Here is an 18,168-nt window from a genome sequence, read left to right on the forward strand (position 1 = left end):
TAAGGTATTAAGTAATCTAATAAAATGATTAATATTGTACAGAAACAACTATATTTTAAGCCCGTCCTAAATTTAGAACGGGCTTATGCTTGATTTAGGTTTTCAAATTAAATAACTTTATTGTCTTTTTATAAATATATTTTACAAGCGAAAATTTAAACCTTATGAAATATTTTTATATTTTAAATAAATCATATTCAAATACCAGTTCCGTTATTATATAATAGAGAATATTTTACATTTTAAAATATTTTAGGGGGATACCGTTTTGATTGGTAAAAAAATCAGGGAAGCACGAACGGCATTAGGCATTTCACAAAGGCAATTAGCTGGAAATGAAATGACTAGAGCATACATAAGTCTAATTGAAAAAGGACATGCAAATCCTTCTGACAAGACTCTCAGAATTATTGCCAAAAAACTTAACAAGCCAATTGATTTTTTTCTCGGGGGAACACATGAGGATAGTTTTGATGTTTGTGATGCAATTTTAGAACGAGCAAAATTAAAAAAAGACCTAGGGGAATACGAAAGCGCTTTAAATATGATTAAAAAGGTTTTTACTATGACCCAAGATCAACAGCTGTTAGCAGAGTGTCATTTTGTATCTCTTAATATTAAACTTGACTTAGGAGAATACGAAGAAACCTTAAAAGAATATGAAGAAGCTTTACCACTTTTTCTTGAGTTAAAAGATAGACAGTATCTTGTTGAACTTTACATGAAAGCTGGAAAAGCAGCATTTAAAATTGAAAATTTTCCATTGGCTAAAAAAGCATATGAGTTCGCTATTAAATACAGCGATCAGCTAAAAAAGCTTCAAGATGAACGAATACAAGCTCTTACATACTTAGGAACTACTAATATTCGATTGGGAAATCTTTCAGAAGCAATATCTGCTTATCTTGAAGCTGAAGATGAAGTCTCTATGACTGGTGATAAACAATTACATGGAGATATAGCATTAGGATTAGGGAAAGCGTATTATCGTAATAATTCGATAGAAGATGCGTCAAAATGGACTAAAAAAGCAATTAGTCTCTATGATTCAAACGATGAAGAATCAAATGTTCTTGCTCTCCATAACCTAGCAATCATTGAGGCATTTCGTAATAAAAAAGAAGAGATGGTAAAAATACTAACTAAATGCTTAACGATTTATGAAAAACAACGAAAACCTAATAAGCAGGCTTCTGTTTTAGAGGAACTTTCTAAATACTACCTATCATGTAACGATATAAATAAGGCTAAAGAATTTTGTAACAAAGCAATACGATTATTAGATGAGACAGAAGATGGGATTTTACGAGCAAAACTCTATCGTTTAATGGGCGTTATTCTGGCTTGTGAAGATAATTTTGAACAATCCTATTATTTATTAAGAATGAGCTACGATTTACTCATTCGATTAAAATCTAGGGATGAAGCAACAATTAGTTTAGAATTATTAAAAGTTAAGGAATATAAAATCAAAGAACTATATTTAAAAATTATGGAGCTTTAAAATACAATTTAAATAACTATATATTAGAATTTTACTTGTTGAATTGAAAGCGCTATAATAATTTTATTCTTGCTATAATGACCGAAAAGCGACTCTTAATAAGTTGTTTTTTACTTCTCAACACAATTTTATAAAAATTCACCAACAAATCTTTTAAAATATAGTTAGCCGATATGTGTGACAACAACTTCCTGTGCTTATGCACGGGTTTTTTTATCTTTTTTCGACAGAAGACACCTTCCCAAAAAATGTGAAGGTGTTAAATTCCAATTTTAGGGAGTCGATGAATATCGAGAGGCGCGAGCTTAAATCAAATGATTCTCGTCATTGTTCTATAACAAACTAGGAATTCTAGTAATAGTAAGTTTCCTTGCACCATGGCTACTGGGGGTGGGAATGGTATTTAGCTTTGTATCCGTTGTATTAAATACGTTTAGACTTCACAGAATAAAATTAAAAGCGAACAGAGAGAAATATCTTACCTAAGCATTGTTTTTTAAAAATACTTTATTTTCTATTAAATCTATCATGATATAATGACCATTATATCATGAAGGGAGTTTATTCCTTTTTTAGAAGCATTCAGAAAGTTTGTGAGTATTTACTGAATAGGCAGCTTTAGCATTTTATTTTTTAATACTCCCCTCTGAAATTTCTCACATAGGTACTCTGTGATTAGGATATGGAAATGATTACTATAGGTATTATTGTATTATATTGTAAAACCCTTAATTATCATATATAATTAGAATTATTTCCAATTAGGTACGTGAAATTATATACCTGGAACTAATTAAATTTACTTATCAAAGCACCTAAAAACTATGTAATACTCTCTCTATTAGTACACATAGTAAAGAAATTACTACTATGGTAAAATATATCGGAAAACGCTTTCATTTATTGGTAATTATTGATTATGTATTTTCACTTGAAGGTTAGGGCTATTAGTGAACTACTCGCCACTTAGCAAAGCTTGAAGTGGGAGCTTCTCAGTTCCTCGACGAAAGTAACCTTTCGTCTCCCTGAGCGTTACTTCAGGGTGCTCCACCCTTAGATGACCAACGCTTGGACGCTCTCTTGATACGGTTGATATTTTACACAGGAACCGAATGGCTTGGTTTTCGCACTCTATTTTCTTCCTGCAAACTCATATATCAAGTTATCAAAGAACTTCATATAGTTAGTTTATCAAAAGTTTTTGGCTATGCCAAACCGAAATTCATCTCCCAACTACCGTTGGGCTATCGCTCTTCACACGCTTGAGGAAGGAGAATTCTTTCGGTAAATTCGTTAAATTTTTCATTTAGTTATTAATCTATGACAATAAACTGGAAAATGGCAAAAGAAAAAGAAGTTGTTTCATACTTTGGCCGGTACAGAACAACTCCCAATGACTTAAAAAAGCTTCTTTTAGAGATCGCTTTATGAATTTATTAAGTACATTGTACATTGTACATTTTTTAAAGCGAATTTTCAAGAAACTTAGTTTCCTATAACCCAAAATAGAAAACATACTTTTTCTTTTGTCCCTATAAGGAGAAGAAAATATCGTGAGTAATATAATTAAAAGACGTCATACGAATCAGTATGCTCAAATACATAATAACCCTTTACAAAATGATTTAATCGATTTGAGATCAATTGGATTACTCTCTCATCTTATGAGTTTACCAAGCGATTGGGTAATTTATAAAACACAACTTTATAAAAAGTTTAGTAGAAAAAATATAGATGCTGCTTGGAAAGAACTTGCAAATAAAAACTATATAATTGGCTTTAATTGTTACATAGATGGAAAAAAGAAATCTTTTTATAATGTTTCGGATATTCCATTCATTTCTGAAGAATTTTCCGAATTCATTCATGAGACTATTGCTGAACTAATAAATTCAGGAGCTTCCGTAAAATCTTTAAGTCCAATGGGTGGCGGAACCCTTGATATTATTAAAAAACTAACTGATGTACCTTTAGTACATCAGTTAGTTCCTCTAAAAGAAATGAGTACTGTACCATTAGTACAGTACTCTCAGTACAGTACTAATGGTACATATACAAAGAAAATAAAGAATAAAGAAAAAATAACAAATATTGATGATGAAGATATACCGAACGTTTTACATTCGGATATAAATAGTATGCAAAATTCAAAAATTGAAACCGACAAAAAAATAAATACTGTATATACATCATCTCTATCTGATGATGACATTTTATGGATCACCAATAAAGTTCGTGATATTTTTAAAGGTAAAATACAAAAAAGATCATTTGATTCTGTATTAAAGAAATGTATTAATAACTATAAAAAAGGTACTGTACCAAATTATGAAAATTATTTAATTACATCTATAGAAAATAAAATAACAGATCTTGAATTCCGAAGAGAACAAGAGAAAAAAGTATTAGATTTAATACCTAAAACCAAAATTAATAATCAGAAAACAAAAAGACGAGAACTTGTCCCAGAATGGTTACATAAACAAGAAACAGCAGAACCAGTTGGACAACATTCAGAAAAACACATTGAAGACGAACGTCAAAGGCTATTTGAAGAATTACAAAAGTACAAAGAAAAAAAAGCTTAATCCCTTATATATCGAGGGGTCTAAGCTTTTTTTCTTTATAAATATTCTTATATCATTTAATTCATTCGGTTTAAGTAATTGAACATCATTCACTCCTAAAAAGAATGCTTGCTCTTAGCATAAAATATTTCATATTTCGACTCTTATCCTTCTCTTACTCACCTTTGAAATTTTCTCGACGTTTATTCAAATAAAAATAAAAAAGCTGAATCCCTTCTCGCAGAAGACTTTTCAGCTTTAAATTTTTCAGCATATCCTTTGCAACAAGATGCAATTATATTTCAGCGTATACGCATCTTGTAGCTATTACTATGAATGCTAGATTCCTCAAAATTATTCCATATTTTTTGATTTTCTCTATATTATTCTATGCTTACTTTTAAGACATAATTCCATATTTATGAACAAACGTTTAGATTTATGGAAATTTGGACAAGTTATTATTACCATAATCTTAATTAGGAGGAATCCCCATGTTTGGGTTAGGAAAAAAGAGAACTCCATTTGGTGACTATTTAGATCGTAGAGGAATTAAACAACAATGGTTAGTACAAAAAACTGGATTAAGTAAATCATTAATAAGTGATTTAGCGAATAAAAAGGATCGTGTTCCCACTTTAACATCCGCAACTAAAATCATTAAAACACTAAGGAAATTTGATAATCGCATTGATTATCATGATTTTTGGGACATCAATATTTAAGATTCCTAGAATATGTGGTCCATCACGAACGTTCTCATAAACACATTTTGTTTTACAGCATATTTTTCTAATTTAGATTGCCGATAGTCTGATAATGTGAAAAAAATAATCACTGGAACAATAGCATTCTGTCTTTTATAGATATCTGTTATATGGCCATATAACTGTATTTTATGTTCGTTTGCCTTCATATGTTGCATACGATCTATTTCAACGAAATGTGGAACATTATCTTCAAAATACGTTGCGTCAGGAATAATTTGATGCCGTTGACCATTGATTGAAAACTCTATAGGTCTTTCTGTTTTCCATTCTGGAAACCCAAGCCACATCCAGCTTTCGTTTCTCATTAATATGTGCTGTAATTGACTACTTTTCTTTACTTCTCTCGTAATTCCTAATAAATCACGTCCTTTTTTATTTAAATAATATACATGCTCACGAGCTATTTTAGTAATATGACAAAACGGAGTTAGATCTTTTAGTACACGATTTGCATTTCGAATACTTCCTAAACAATGGATTGCTTGTAATTGTCTCCTCGTTGCAAAATCTAACTTACTCAAAGTGTATAAAATCTCCATTTGTCTGGCTTTCTGTTTGAGTGTTTGATGCCTCATTTTGTTTCACCACCTTGTATTGCTTCAGTAACTTCCACATGTCTGTATCCTTTAAATAAGGTACCTGAATTTCCTCCGTCCGATCTGTTTTAAACAATGCTCTTCCTGGAAGGGAAGGCAGATCCTCAAGACCTGGTTCATCCAAAGCAACTTGTGAAGCGACCGCCGTTGGTAATCGAAAGCCTATTTTCGCATCAGCATTTTGTTTAATTTGTCTTGGTAATGTATCAGAAGTAGGATATTGCGTACAAAATAAGAGTCGGAATCCTAAACCACCTCCTATTCTTGCGATTTCAGATAACATCTCCTGGCATAAAAATAATACATCACGTTGTTTTTTAGGTAATCCTTGTGTGGGACAAAGATTTGCTCCTTCATCTACTATGATGAAACATCGCTCTTTTATGGATGTATCTATGATATTAGTAAAGTAGGACTTCTTCATTACTTCAATTTGTTTAACCATTTTCTCACGTACTTTAGCCAACATGCCTAGCGCCTGTTCCGGATTCTCAGCTACTTCTACAACTTGGGATAGTTCTTTGTAAGGACTAAATTCTAACCCTTCTTTCAGATCGATAATAAAAAATTTCACGTGTTGAGATTGTTGCAAAATCAAACTAGTCATCACATTTTTTAAAAATACTGTCTTTCCAAAACGAGTCATTCCACTTACACACATATGCGGTGTTTTCTCAAAATCATGATATATGTGTTTATCTAACGCTCTCCCCATCATAACTCTCCATGTGTGCTCTTTTAACAGATCCTTAGACCAATTCCATATTTCAGGTATTTGTTGCTTAAATACGCGAATATGAAGCTCTCTTTGATGAAATGATATTTTAACAGGTTTATATAGTCCTTCTTCTAATACTTCGGCTAACTTCTTTATAAGTTGACTAGGTACACCGAGTGGTAACTTATAAACATAATTCATACTTATGCCACCTTCTATTTCCTTTATAAAAATGGGGTATTGTAGTTCACCTTTATGTTGAACACATATCTTTGCAATTTCAAAAAAAGTTGCAATTTTTTTCTTATCACTCATTCCGTTACTTTGATAAAAATAAGCTACAGTTATAAAGGTTGCTGGAATTAATAAAAGTGACAACATTCCCTCCATACCTCCTTAAGGTAGTTGAGCCTGTATGGAAGCTTAGAAAAAGTTGTTTAAAATGCGCTATTATAATCACTTTCAACTACCAGATGTAATACTAACGTAGAAACACATCTAGTATATCCATTAGAACATACCAAACACTCCCAATCAGCAAGCATTTAAGACCCGCACGTAGCAACCAACCTGGAAGATAAAGACCTTTCTTCTTCAGCATTTTTATTCCTAAAATTGAAGCTCCCGTTACGCCATATACAATACCTAGTTCTCCAATGATTGTCATATTAACCCCATCCTTTTGGTTTAATGGACAAATTTCCTTTACCATCCTTAAAAAGTTGATATTCATCTAATAGCTCATTCCAGGAGACAGCGTGTTCATCACCATATAGATCTTCTTCGATTTTTTGACTTAAATAATAGTAACCTCGGTATTGTCGGTCTAGGTATACTTCATGTCGTAGCATATGCTCTTGTATTGCATAAATGTTGTCTTCCTTCTTGGTTCCTTTGTACATTTGCCTGAGCGTTTCTGAAGAGTAGAGATAAGATGTACTATATAACATTTGATACTGACTCATATTCTCACCATCCATATAGTTTTCTAGATACATTAAATACATATGATAGTGATTCGCATTTTCGAATTTGTACACAAAAAATACGCCATTCTATATTTAAGAATGACGTTCGACAATAATCTCCAACAATCGGAAACTATGCTATAATGTCTTAGTAACCGGAAAAGTTAGGGTGCATGGTTGTCATTTCTCTTCTTTCCACTTGTAGTGGGGGAAGGGGGTGAAAAAGCCATGGAAACATTTCTCGAATTTCTTAAAGAAATTATTAAAGGCGTACTACGCGAAAGCATAGCACACCTTTTTAAGAAAAAGTATTTAGAAAACGAGAAATCCACCCTTTCTTATCGCCGTCGCAAGCAAAAGAAAAAGGGTGGATCTCGTAAGACAAAACGTTAAACGATAACCATCACCCTAACGGCTATGGTTACGTAAAAAGATGAGCACATGTTAGCGCATGTTGCTCTCTTTTTTATTGTATGATTTTTAAAGCTGGTATATACCTTGGTTTGTACTTATATTATATCACGTGAAAAGTGATTTGCAATCTATACAGGTTCTATTCAAAAATATGAATACATAGTTACATTTAATTCACACTTTGTTTTAATTTCAATTGATCTAACCATCTCATTTATAAATTCAAATCATTTTTTCTATAGATTTTGATAGTAAGTACAATAAAATTCATTTAACTTTAATACAGCATACAGTACTTCTTCTGGATCATCTTTTTCAAGCATTTGTGTTATTGATAAATAATACAACCTAGTATTTAATTGTTTCAATTTCATAGTCGTTCTTAGACCTTTAAGTTCATCTAACATTAAATGATATCTTTTAGCATCGTCAGGATTACTAGGGGTGTTTTGTTTAATAATATGCTCACAATCTAGAGTCAAATTTATAAATTCATAATCATTTTTCATGCTGGCCTCCTAGAAATATTTCATTGTAGCCAATTGTTATTTACGTTATTAATCCAGTATTGAGTTGCTCCACCTTCTCTATATTCTTGCACTATATTTGTCCCCTTAAGATATTGAGTTTGAGAAGCTGTTAATCCTTTAAGTATCTTAATACCCTTTGGCACTTGAATTTTATATGCCGTATTGAGTGGATTTCCCCATGCTTCTAATACAGCTAACTCATTTCTAGTTTCTTCAATGCTTCTTTCTTTATCTCCCCACCAATAACCAAGACCGTACTTAGATTCTGGTTCCCCAGATTTACTTCTTCTATATAGTGTAAGTGGCTGATTTGTCTCCATAATTTCTATTTTCGATTCTTTAAACGCTAAAACATCTGAATTTGTTCCTTTAAAATCAAAATTAAAAAATCCTAAATGACGTATAATTTCTCTCTTTAATGTGGCACATTCCATTATGCTTAGATTTAAACTATCTATTTTGTCTAAGGTTAGATTAATCTCTTTAATTGACCAATTATTAAAATCACTATTCTTAATATAACTAATTTTTTCTTCTACATTAGTATTATCATTAAAAACATTAGCAATTTGATCAATTTTATTTAACCCTATGTTATTTGTTTCCGCATGTATATTAGAGAAGGGGGACAATAATCCAAATAAAATTAAAAGTAGTGTAATAGAAAGATATTTTTTCATATTATGTAATTAGCTCCTACAATATATTATTTCAAATTTTTAATGCACAAAACAAACGAGATGGATTTTAAGCTTAGTAGCTCATCAGCTCGTTTATAAACTGTTCTTAATTTAAGTAGTCCACACTTAATTCTTTTAAACGTACAAATTCCTCTTTATCTCCACGTGTCGAAAAAACATCTCGATCTTCATGGGAAACAGCGCTAGCTGGAATCGTTTTAAAAAGGGAAAAAGTTTGTTTTTTTCTTTTATTTCATTAATTTGATGGAAAGGTATCTGTAATGAAATAGGAATCTTGCCAAACACTTCACTATAAAATAACAATTGTTTTTCTGTGTACGCTAAGATACCTCTTACAGGGGTAGAATTACCATTTGGTACACCAACTAGATCAGATATACCATTTTGCATTTCATAATAAGTTGTAATCATACCTTGTACAGTCTCATTTGAAGACATTTTTTCTTGAAATTCTTTCATGGCATGTTCTTTTAAACTTCTATCAACATCTCCTTAAATTAAAATCTATTTTTGATTTTTTACTAGAAAAGAAATACTAAATACTAATAAAAAAGCTAGCATTGTCAAAAAGGGTATTGTTATAAATTTCATAAAAACAAAACCAATCGCTGATCAGTATTTATATAAATATACGGATATTATTAAGCCTATTCCCGAAAAACACTTGATATACTCATTTGCATTTGAATACCTTTTGATTAAAGAGACAATACAAATTATGAATATAGGGTATAAGCATATCCTTTGATACTAACACAAGCTACATGGAACTAATTTCATGATTTCACTTATAAATAAACTACCTATTGTTTCAATGAACGATACCATTGTCACAAAGAACATATAATTATTATAACGTATCAATTTCATAATTTTAACTCGTTTTTCTCCATCTTCGAAATAGAATTACTATGGTATATTTACTAAATACTTCATATGGCGAAATATTTCAGAGAACGATTTTATATTTATAAAAATGTAAACAAAGATAAAAATAACAAATTTGGTTTTATAAACATACGACATCTTAGAATCCTAAATATATTTGAAATCACTCAACATGATATTATATGTTTTGTATGTTTTATATAATAATTGTTTTATATGTTTTATATGTTTATATGTTTTAGGAGGCTGAAACATGTTGATATATAAGGGATTATAGCACTTATATATAACAAAAATGGTTTTAAAGATAACAAGTTTGGTTTTACTTATAACAAAAATGGTTTTAAAGATAACAAGTTTGGTTGCCTATCTATAACAAAAATGGTTTTAAAGATAACAAGTTTGGTTTTACCTATAACAAAAATGGTTTTAAAGATAACAAGTTTGGTTGCCTATCTATAACAAAAACGGTTCTAAAGATAACAAATTTGGTTACTTACCCGTATGAAAAGAGGTTAAAAGGTAACAAATTTGGTTACATGGTAAATACCTGTATTGATTTTTAAAAATCAATATAGGTATTTGGGCACTTTACATAATTCTTTTATGGAAATCTAAATGTTTCAAAATCTTACAGTGGGAAATCCATTGTCGAGATTGACAAAAAATCAACTATAACAAAGTTACTTTATTTGTTATAGTTAGTGTAGCTGTAGAGGTAGTAAAGAAAGGACGTATGTAGATATGTCTACAAATCAAGATTTACAAATTAAAGAGAATAATATTGTTTCCAAATCAAATACTTTGATTGAAGCCAATTCACGTTTGAATTTAGTTGAACAAAAAATGTTACTTTGTTTGGCTAGTAATATTGAACCCAATGATCGGGATTTTAAAACATACACATTCCCAATTAAACAATTTCATGATCTACTTGGTTTGAGTGGATCTACTAAATATACAGAGTTAAGTAAAATTACAAAGGAATTACTATCTAAAGTAATTGAAATTCGAGCAGGGGAAGAATTGATACAAGTATCTTGGCTTTCTTCAGCAATTTACAATAGAAATAAAGGGACAATTGACATGCGTTTCGATCCTTTATTAAAGCCATTCTTATTAGAATTAAGTAGTAAATTTACAAGCTATAGATTGGCCAATGTTGTTAAATTAAAAAGTACATATGCTATACGTATTTATGAACTACTTAAGCAATATGAAGATTTAAAAGAACGTACAATTAGTTTGGAAAATTTAAGGTATTACTTAGATGCAATGGATGTATACCCTAACTATGCAAATTTTAAGCAACGTGTGTTGAAACCCTCTCAAAAAGAATTAAACCAAAAGACAGACATTTCTTTTGAATTTGAAGAAATTAAATCGGGTAGGAAAGTACAGAAAATTAGATTTATTATCCGTGCTCAGAAAAAGAAAGATCCTGAGTTAGCCCATTTTGAAAAGAAATTGGATAAATTTCAACAGCCCAATACATTTGAACAAAAAATAAAAAGATTTGAAGAACGCTGTAAAGAAAAAGTGTTTCCTAAAGTATTTAAGAAATGGGAAGTTCATAAAGAAATTGTATTAGAAATAATTGAAGATATACGTTTTCGTTCAGATATTGATTCACCAATCGGTTATGTAGAATTTATTCTAAATTCCCGATTAAAAGAACTGTCCGATAAAGAAATACCAAACCTAGGCGATCAAATTGAAAATGAGTCTCATAATAGTAGTATATTAGAGGTTGATAACATTATAGATTCAGTTATCAGTAAATATTCAGCATCTACAGGGGCTGTAGCTACATTTTTAGTTAAAGAGACAGCAATTGAGGAACTAGTGAGAGTAGTTGCGTTAGAAGAAGCTGAAGCTATTTGGAAAGAGCATGAAGCGTTTGTTATGGATAAAATTTATGAATTTATTAAAAAGAATAGAAGTAAGAAAAGATATTAGTTTTATATGAAAAAAGTTCTTTCATTCCGAAAGAACTTTTTTAAATAGAGAAAGTTGCTCATCATCAGTGGGATACTAATTTTCACCTTATATATAATAGGATATAAGGTGAAATTACAAATATTAATTAACTGAATATTCTGTGATGTGTTGAAAAATGCTTCTTAGTAATATGGACAATTGCATTATTTGGTATTATATATCATAAGAATATTCCCTTTATTTTACGGGATTATAGGATGATGGGGGAGAAATATATGAACGTTCATGTGAAAGGGAATGAACAATTGATACAAACATTAAATGAATGGTACTTTAAAATTCGAGCAAGAGATCTTGATGCGGCGATTAGTTTAAAAGATAAGATCGACTTAGTTATAAATGAATTTAAAGAAGAGCAAATTTTGATGTTACATTACTACCTCATAGATTTTCGGCATAATTATCTACTTAACAATCTAGGCATTTCTACTGACAGTTTTGATATTATTGATACATTTGATATACCACAAGATAATTCTTTAACATATTATTATAATTTTTTCAAAGCGATTTACTATAACGCAATCGGAAATTATCAATCTTCCCAAAAATTCTATGATAAAGCAGAATCATTGTTAAAATATATCAATAATGAATTAGAGGTTGCTGAATTTCATTATATGTTAGGATATAAATTTTATGAAACATACAAAGGCTTTTTAGCCTTACAAGAATTATCAAAAGCTAAAGGGATATTTTCTAAATATGCTGAATGTGAAAATAACCTTGCTTTTTGTAATAATCTTTTGGGGTTAACTTATGCAGATTTAGATGAATTTGAACTTGCGAGTAAGTATTATACATTAGCATTAAACGCCTTCAAAAACATTAAAGAAGAGACCTTCATCCTAATGGTAAAACAAAACATAGCCTTAATGCATGCTAAACAGGATCGCCCCGATTTAGCAATTCAGTTTCTTTCAGAAGTTAATAAAAAGATGTTAAACAACTATAAAGCTTTATTCGTTGAGGCAAGAGAATACGTTAAATTACTCGAAAAGAATGTAGCTTGTGAGCGTATTGAGCGAGGAATAAACATCTGTAAACATCTTGGTATTGAAGAGTATTTGCATCATTTCCGTATATTACAGGCTTTAAATGATAATGTAGTTGCGTCAGAATTTGAGATTGTTATTTCAGAAGGTATTGAATATTTTGAAAAACAAAAAATATCAGAGTATACTAAGGAATATCAAGAACAGTTAGCGCATAAGTATTATGAGGAAAAGAACTACCTTAAATCGTGCGAATATTTCGAGTTGTCCAGGAAGACGAAGAATATATTTAAAAAGGGTGATTTAAATGAAGAAACTACATCATAAATCTATTGGACTGTTAATAGCTATGACTTTAATATTTAGTGTACAAACTCCGGTAAGCAAAGTTACCCAAGACCTTATTGTTCAATATGCACATGGAAATGGAGGGGGATAAACCCCTCCATTTTAATTTATAAATAAAGTAGATATGAACAATAAATTAAACATCTTTATTAGCTCTATTCAAGAGCTTTTAAAATAAAGAAAGTTGCTCATCCTCAGATAGTACATTAATTTTTACTCTATACTTATAATATTTACCCATTCTATGCTCTATTTCACTTTCTACTTGCTGTATAGCATCATTGGGTGTATTTGCAGTAACGTATACCAGGTCAGGCTCGTATACTTCTCCATTTGGGGATATAATTGTGAATTCTACTGGGTATTTTTCCACATCTCTCATTCCTTTTCATATTAAGTACTACAAAAAATATCCTAATACACATATGGCACATATAACACTACTTACTACAATAATAAAAGCCATTATCCTAAATAACAAATGTCCGAGGTAATAAAAGCCTAGACATATAAGAGTGATAATCAACAAGATTCCTATAATTTGCAAAACGATTGATTGAAACAAATACAATAAAATTAAGATAATTATCAAAAGCGAAAAGGATTTTGGAATCTTAGTTCGCTTTTTTTGGTGATTTCCTGGTGCTTCCATAAGCTCACTACTTTCAGTATATAGATATGTTCTCATTAGAACCATAATTCGTATATAATATAAAAATGGAGTGCTTTCTTTAATAAGTAAGCACTCCATCATATGATTATTCGTCTTGTTGTCTCTTTACTTATACTGATTTCACTCATTTAGTTATGTTCTTAGAAATCTATCTCTTCGCTATCTTCCTTAGAAATCCCACCAATAACTTCTTTAGCGTCAATAATTCTACCTTCTTGAAGTACTGGCTCTTCAGCTTTTATATTTTCCTGTTCTGTGGCTGAAACAAATCCATTATTCAGTAGAAGATCCAATTTACTTTCAACTGTATCTAACAAGTTTAATCTTTGTTCTACATTATCTAATTTTTGTATTAATTGTTCATAACGTTTTTCATTTTGTACTAATTCAACAACAAATGCTGTTAATTGCCTACCACTAGCTTTTTCATTAAGGATCTTATATACATCATCAGGCATATTATCAGCACGTAATGCCATCTTTCTATTTTTAGCCATTATCAGCACGTCCCTTTATTCTAAGCTAACTGTCCCTTCATCTCATCAATTGCTTTTAATTCCAAAGCAGCTAGGTTGATTGTACGTGATGTTGGAGCAAATACTTCTTTCTCGTTACTTTGAATAATATCATTCAAGAAGAAGTGATTGTTTTTAGCAGCTGTTTCAGACATATGATCTAATAAAGTAAGATGGATATATGGCTCTAAAACTGGAGCTTCGCCTCCAATATAGATAAATTTCAATACTGTATTTGTACTTGATGGAATGAATACATCCAACACTTTAGCAACTAAAATTGTTGCATATTCTTGTAGTGCACCTACAATTTCAGTAGTGAAATCATATTCTTCGCCAGTATTTTCATTCGAAAGCACATACTCTTGATTTTTATAATTATTAACAATAAATTTCTCTAACGTTCTTAGATCTTTAAAATATTGAATTAATTTTTCTTTTCTAAAACGCTCTAGGTATCCTAAGAATGGCTCAATATCAATCACTTGGAAAGAATCTCTGTGTTTAGGTGTAGTAAGGCCCTTACCTAATTGCACAGCATCTGTCGAACCACCACCAATATCAGTTAAGACAACTTCATAATCATCAAATTTCTCAGATTCATAACGTTTTTCAATACTAATTACATTTGAATTTTTATCTTTTAAAACCATTTTATATTTTAATGAATGTCTAGCAACCTCTGATTCATTTCTACATTTTGCTGTATTAACCGTAATCGTTAAATCTCTTTCCATTCCTGGTGTTAACACTTTAACTTTATGTTCACCAATAAATCTTTGTTCCATCTTTTTATGGGCAATGCTAAATTTCTCTTCACGCTTTAAAAGCCAAATGGGAAGCATCATATTCATGTTTTCAATTTCAACTTCATTATCGTCTTTATCAGCGTTAAGTGCATGATAATATGCAATTGCCCCTAAAAAGCTTATGTATGGGATAGGGCTATTAATTTTATCGTGCATTTTATTCACATGAGAGTTTGCTAATTGATTATCTTCAGCTAATTTTCCTACTAAATAATAAGATTCTTCACCCTCAATTTCAGTTGAGATAAGTAATCTATCTAACAAATCTTCTGGTCTAGAAATACGATCAACAAGTAAATCTTCAGCTTTTTTCTTTGAAATCTTAACTACATTAGTTGCAAGTTCAATATAATAACCATCAACCATAAAATTATTGAAACTATTTCCGAAATCCGCTACTTTTCTTCCGATTTTCATTTAAAATTCCTCCTCTATACTTTAAGTGCGACTTAAGTATCACTATTAATTATATTTTAGCACAATTACCCAAAAATAAAAACAGTTTTTGAAACAAGTGCGACTTAAATCGCACTTGTTATCCAAGTTAACTTACACGTTAAAAAAATTAACAAATTAACAAGGGAATACCCTGTTTTAAACGAATTAGACAGATAACGGTTAGATGTCGACATGACGAACATCTAAGATAATGAATAACAGTAAAATAACAACATGACGGGCAATAGTGATGGTGAACAATAACGGGATGACAGAATGACAGAGGTTAATGCTTATGAATAACAACTAAATGCTAACGTGACGGACAACAATAACGATGAATAACGATAAGGTGGTGAAAAGATAATGGATAGGGAAGAACCTTATAAGAAGACATATTCCCTCGCAGATATTGCTAGAATACTTGGGAGGCCACGCACAACTTTACAGGCATGGCGAGATCAATTTAAGCCATATTTACCTACCGTGGCTGGAACAAGAGGCCGTACACTAAGATATGAAAAGGAAGCATTAGAGCTTTTTAGATTAATTGCTGATATGAAAGATGTACAAGAGCCGCCAGAATTAATAGAGCAAATGTTGAAACAAAATATAGATTATATTGTAGTAGAAGAGGTTGACGAAGACGACGGAATAACGAAACCAATTATCCAGACAATGTATGAAGGCATGAATAAAATTATTATCCACTTTGAAGAGCAAAAAGCTATGAATATGGAACTTTTAAAACGCATAGATAATTTAGAACAAACTAATCAAACGCTACTGGACAAGATTGATGAACAGCAAAAGACTATTGATGGAAAAATAAACAATAGGGATCAGCAGTTATTAGAAGTGGTTCGAGAAATACAAGAAACTAAAAAATTAGTTGCATCTACTCAACAAGAAAAATCATGGTTTACCCGATTATTTAAGAAATAATTTATATTAAATTCAATAAAAAATAAGGGAATCCTGTACAAAATGTACAGGATTCCCTTTGTATGTTGAAAATATGCTAAGCTTCCCTAAAAAATCACAAGAAAATAAAGTACTATAATAAATCTTGTTTTAAAAATTAAAGGAAATAAAAACATTAGAATTAATTTCTGGCCCTCTATGCTAACTGTAGCAACCTGTTAGAGGTTGCATCTTAGTAAATTTCTAAGTTAATCCGTCAGTAAAAAAATCAATATTCAAAACTTAATGAGCGTAATTTTAATAGTAAAATTACAAGGGAAATAGTAAAAGTTCATAGAAAAAGGTTACGGTCTTTGAAGGTTTTTGTATTGATAAATAATAATGTTATAGAAAAACTATAAGAGGACATGACAAATAGCCTTGCTGTATATAATAATTTTTAGCAAGGCCAGATTTTATTATGTTTTTTAAAATTAATTGTTCTCTTCTAAAAAATTATAAAAAAGAAATTTACTATCATTATTTGTACCTAAGAGGGAATTTTTCTTTTGGGTATCACGCTTTCTACGTTCTTGATTCTGTTTAGATTTTTGAACAAACATTTTTATGAAATGTGCGGGATTACTATTATCAGCTTTATTAAATTGGAACCATTGCACACATTCTTCGAAATCCCATCTTGTATAGCGATCAATATTCGGTGGCAATCTTAAAGCAATTGTATACGCATCATTTTCAGATAGGTATGTTAGTTCTTGACTCAAAATGAAGTAATACGCTCTTTTCTGATCAACACTCAAATAATCATTTAAGTCTTGTAATCTATTGTTTTTTTCCTGTTCCTTATGATCTACAGCAGGTTTTGATTGTTCTTCAATGCCGAAAAGATCTAGGGGAGGTGAAGGCTTAAAATTGTTTTTTTGCATAACTTCAAGATCTGTTGCATCAGCCTTTTTACTAATCTTGCTCTTTAAAAATTTAGTGAAAGTAGAACAAACATTAATTACTACGGCCCACTTTACCTTGAAGTATTCAATAATTTTTAAATAGTTGTTATGTAAGGTTAAAATGTAAACAGACGGGGCAATCTTACCATGCCTTCGTACTTTAATCTGTTGGCATACACCCAAATCTTGCAGCCAATTTAACACATAGTTAATAATAGGCTTTGAAATTCCTGATTTTTTACTGATACGATCTTGTTTAACTTGGGAATATCCTTCTTGTACTAAGTATGATAAAACTGTTTCTAAAGCTTCATATTTACGTTTTGTGAGGTAATCTTTTGTAGTAACACCCTCATATTCTAGGACAATATTATCAATGTAAGTAATAACGTTCTTAATTGACTGATTAATAGCCCCAGGAGTTTTGGATAAGTGATGGATGTGGGGACTTAGTTCCGCTTTTGCTCGACTAAGCAAAAAGTTTTGCAACAACACTGAAAAAACCTCCTATTTTTTCCACCACAAATAAATAGAAAAATGCTGGGAAAATAGAGGTTTTTATTCACATAATATATATTAAGTGCTATAATAGTTGTAGATAATATATATTTTAATATGGATAAAACCCCTACTCTCTTAGGATTTTTAATTGATTCAGCCGCCAAACTGAAAGATCAATTAAAAATGGCTTGTGGTAGGGTTTTTTTATTTGTAATAATTTATAATGATTTAACCGAAAAATTTAATTATGCATTAATTTTATAACTATTAAGATAGAATATCAATCTAATAATTAGTATTTTTTACTTAAATAGGTTGTTTGTTGATTAATTCAATTAAATTAAGACGTAAAATATACGAA

The 18,168-nt window shown here is 30.4% G+C and carries 18 protein-coding genes; 7 read left to right on the top strand and 11 right to left on the bottom strand.

Annotated elements, in window-relative coordinates:
* Positions 1-268: 268 nt before the first annotated feature.
* The 3 genes from JFT89_RS13465 to JFT89_RS13475 all read left to right on the top strand — a co-directional run bounded on the left by JFT89_RS13465 (position 269) and on the right by JFT89_RS13475 (position 4,796).
* Positions 269-1,504 (top strand): helix-turn-helix domain-containing protein, encoded by a 1,236-nt coding sequence (locus JFT89_RS13465; protein WP_201040182.1) that lies wholly within the window; start codon positions 269-271, stop codon positions 1,502-1,504.
* A gap of 1,553 nt (positions 1,505-3,057) precedes the next feature.
* The gene (locus tag JFT89_RS13470) at positions 3,058-4,092 is read left to right on the top strand and encodes a hypothetical protein (protein WP_201040183.1); all 1,035 of its coding nucleotides are present in this window, start codon (positions 3,058-3,060) and stop codon (positions 4,090-4,092) included.
* A 473-nt stretch (positions 4,093-4,565) separates the two neighbouring features.
* Positions 4,566-4,796: a helix-turn-helix domain-containing protein gene (locus tag JFT89_RS13475; protein ID WP_000467332.1), complete on the top strand. Its 231-nt coding sequence runs from the start codon at positions 4,566-4,568 to the stop codon at positions 4,794-4,796.
* A 5-nt stretch (positions 4,797-4,801) separates the two neighbouring features.
* On the opposite strand, the gene JFT89_RS13480 is transcribed toward JFT89_RS13475, so the two are convergent.
* The 4 genes from JFT89_RS13480 to JFT89_RS13495 all read right to left on the bottom strand — a co-directional run bounded on the left by JFT89_RS13480 (position 4,802) and on the right by JFT89_RS13495 (position 7,120).
* On the bottom strand, positions 4,802-5,416 hold the full coding sequence (locus JFT89_RS13480; protein WP_201040184.1) for a replication-relaxation family protein: 615 nt from the start codon (positions 5,414-5,416) through the stop codon (positions 4,802-4,804).
* Positions 5,355-6,536, bottom strand: a complete 1,182-nt coding sequence (locus tag JFT89_RS13485; protein WP_201040185.1) for an FtsK/SpoIIIE domain-containing protein — start codon at positions 6,534-6,536, stop codon at positions 5,355-5,357. The genes JFT89_RS13480 and JFT89_RS13485 overlap by 62 nt, the downstream gene beginning before the upstream one ends.
* 100 nt (positions 6,537-6,636) lie before the next feature.
* On the bottom strand, positions 6,637-6,822 hold the full coding sequence (locus JFT89_RS13490) for a hypothetical protein (RefSeq protein WP_044441200.1): 186 nt from the start codon (positions 6,820-6,822) through the stop codon (positions 6,637-6,639).
* A 1-nt stretch (position 6,823) separates the two neighbouring features.
* On the bottom strand, positions 6,824-7,120 hold the full coding sequence (locus JFT89_RS13495) for a hypothetical protein (protein ID WP_201040219.1): 297 nt from the start codon (positions 7,118-7,120) through the stop codon (positions 6,824-6,826).
* Between the two features lie 231 nt (positions 7,121-7,351).
* Between JFT89_RS13495 and JFT89_RS13500 the strand changes: the two genes are divergently transcribed.
* Positions 7,352-7,516: a hypothetical protein gene (locus tag JFT89_RS13500; RefSeq protein ID WP_170961022.1), complete on the top strand. Its 165-nt coding sequence runs from the start codon at positions 7,352-7,354 to the stop codon at positions 7,514-7,516.
* Positions 7,517-7,773: 257 nt separating this feature from the next.
* Here JFT89_RS13500 and JFT89_RS13505 read toward each other — a convergent pair whose 3' ends face one another.
* The 3 genes from JFT89_RS13505 to JFT89_RS13515 all read right to left on the bottom strand — a co-directional run bounded on the left by JFT89_RS13505 (position 7,774) and on the right by JFT89_RS13515 (position 9,227).
* On the bottom strand, positions 7,774-8,046 hold the full coding sequence (locus JFT89_RS13505) for a hypothetical protein (RefSeq protein ID WP_201040186.1): 273 nt from the start codon (positions 8,044-8,046) through the stop codon (positions 7,774-7,776).
* Between the two features lie 20 nt (positions 8,047-8,066).
* Positions 8,067-8,747 (bottom strand): autotransporter, encoded by a 681-nt coding sequence (locus tag JFT89_RS13510; RefSeq protein WP_201040187.1) that lies wholly within the window; start codon positions 8,745-8,747, stop codon positions 8,067-8,069.
* Between the two features lie 135 nt (positions 8,748-8,882).
* A complete protein-coding gene (locus tag JFT89_RS13515) occupies positions 8,883-9,227 on the bottom strand; it encodes a hypothetical protein (protein WP_242488399.1) in 345 nt (114 codons plus the stop codon).
* A 1,173-nt stretch (positions 9,228-10,400) separates the two neighbouring features.
* Between JFT89_RS13515 and JFT89_RS13520 the strand changes: the two genes are divergently transcribed.
* Together JFT89_RS13520 and JFT89_RS13525 are read left to right on the top strand one after the other, a co-directional pair.
* Positions 10,401-11,615, top strand: coding sequence for a replication initiation protein (locus tag JFT89_RS13520; RefSeq protein WP_201040188.1), 1,215 nt, complete (start codon positions 10,401-10,403; stop codon positions 11,613-11,615).
* Positions 11,616-11,872: 257 nt separating this feature from the next.
* Positions 11,873-12,979 (top strand): response regulator aspartate phosphatase, encoded by a 1,107-nt coding sequence (locus tag JFT89_RS13525; protein WP_201040189.1) that lies wholly within the window; start codon positions 11,873-11,875, stop codon positions 12,977-12,979.
* Between the two features lie 190 nt (positions 12,980-13,169).
* Here JFT89_RS13525 and JFT89_RS13530 read toward each other — a convergent pair whose 3' ends face one another.
* The 3 genes from JFT89_RS13530 to JFT89_RS13540 form a co-directional block, all read right to left on the bottom strand.
* Positions 13,170-13,382, bottom strand: coding sequence for a hypothetical protein (locus JFT89_RS13530; RefSeq protein ID WP_207197332.1), 213 nt, complete (start codon positions 13,380-13,382; stop codon positions 13,170-13,172).
* Positions 13,383-13,813: 431 nt separating this feature from the next.
* On the bottom strand, positions 13,814-14,170 hold the full coding sequence (locus tag JFT89_RS13535; RefSeq protein WP_201040191.1) for a hypothetical protein: 357 nt from the start codon (positions 14,168-14,170) through the stop codon (positions 13,814-13,816).
* 20 nt (positions 14,171-14,190) lie between these two features.
* Positions 14,191-15,414 (bottom strand): ParM/StbA family protein, encoded by a 1,224-nt coding sequence (locus JFT89_RS13540; RefSeq protein WP_201040192.1) that lies wholly within the window; start codon positions 15,412-15,414, stop codon positions 14,191-14,193.
* 387 nt (positions 15,415-15,801) lie between these two features.
* On the opposite strand from JFT89_RS13540, the gene JFT89_RS13545 reads away from it, so the two are divergent.
* The gene (locus JFT89_RS13545) at positions 15,802-16,380 is read left to right on the top strand and encodes a DUF3967 domain-containing protein (RefSeq protein ID WP_201040193.1); all 579 of its coding nucleotides are present in this window, start codon (positions 15,802-15,804) and stop codon (positions 16,378-16,380) included.
* Positions 16,381-16,832: 452 nt separating this feature from the next.
* Here JFT89_RS13545 and JFT89_RS13550 read toward each other — a convergent pair whose 3' ends face one another.
* Entirely contained in the window at positions 16,833-17,801 is a 969-nt protein-coding gene (locus JFT89_RS13550; RefSeq protein ID WP_201040194.1) for a Replicase RepFR55, read from the bottom strand.
* Positions 17,802-18,168 lie beyond the last annotated feature (367 nt).

Origin of the sequence: Bacillus sp. TH25, assembly GCF_016650935.1 — a bacterium.
GTDB classification, from domain to species: domain Bacteria; phylum Bacillota; class Bacilli; order Bacillales; family Bacillaceae_G; genus Bacillus_A; species Bacillus_A mycoides.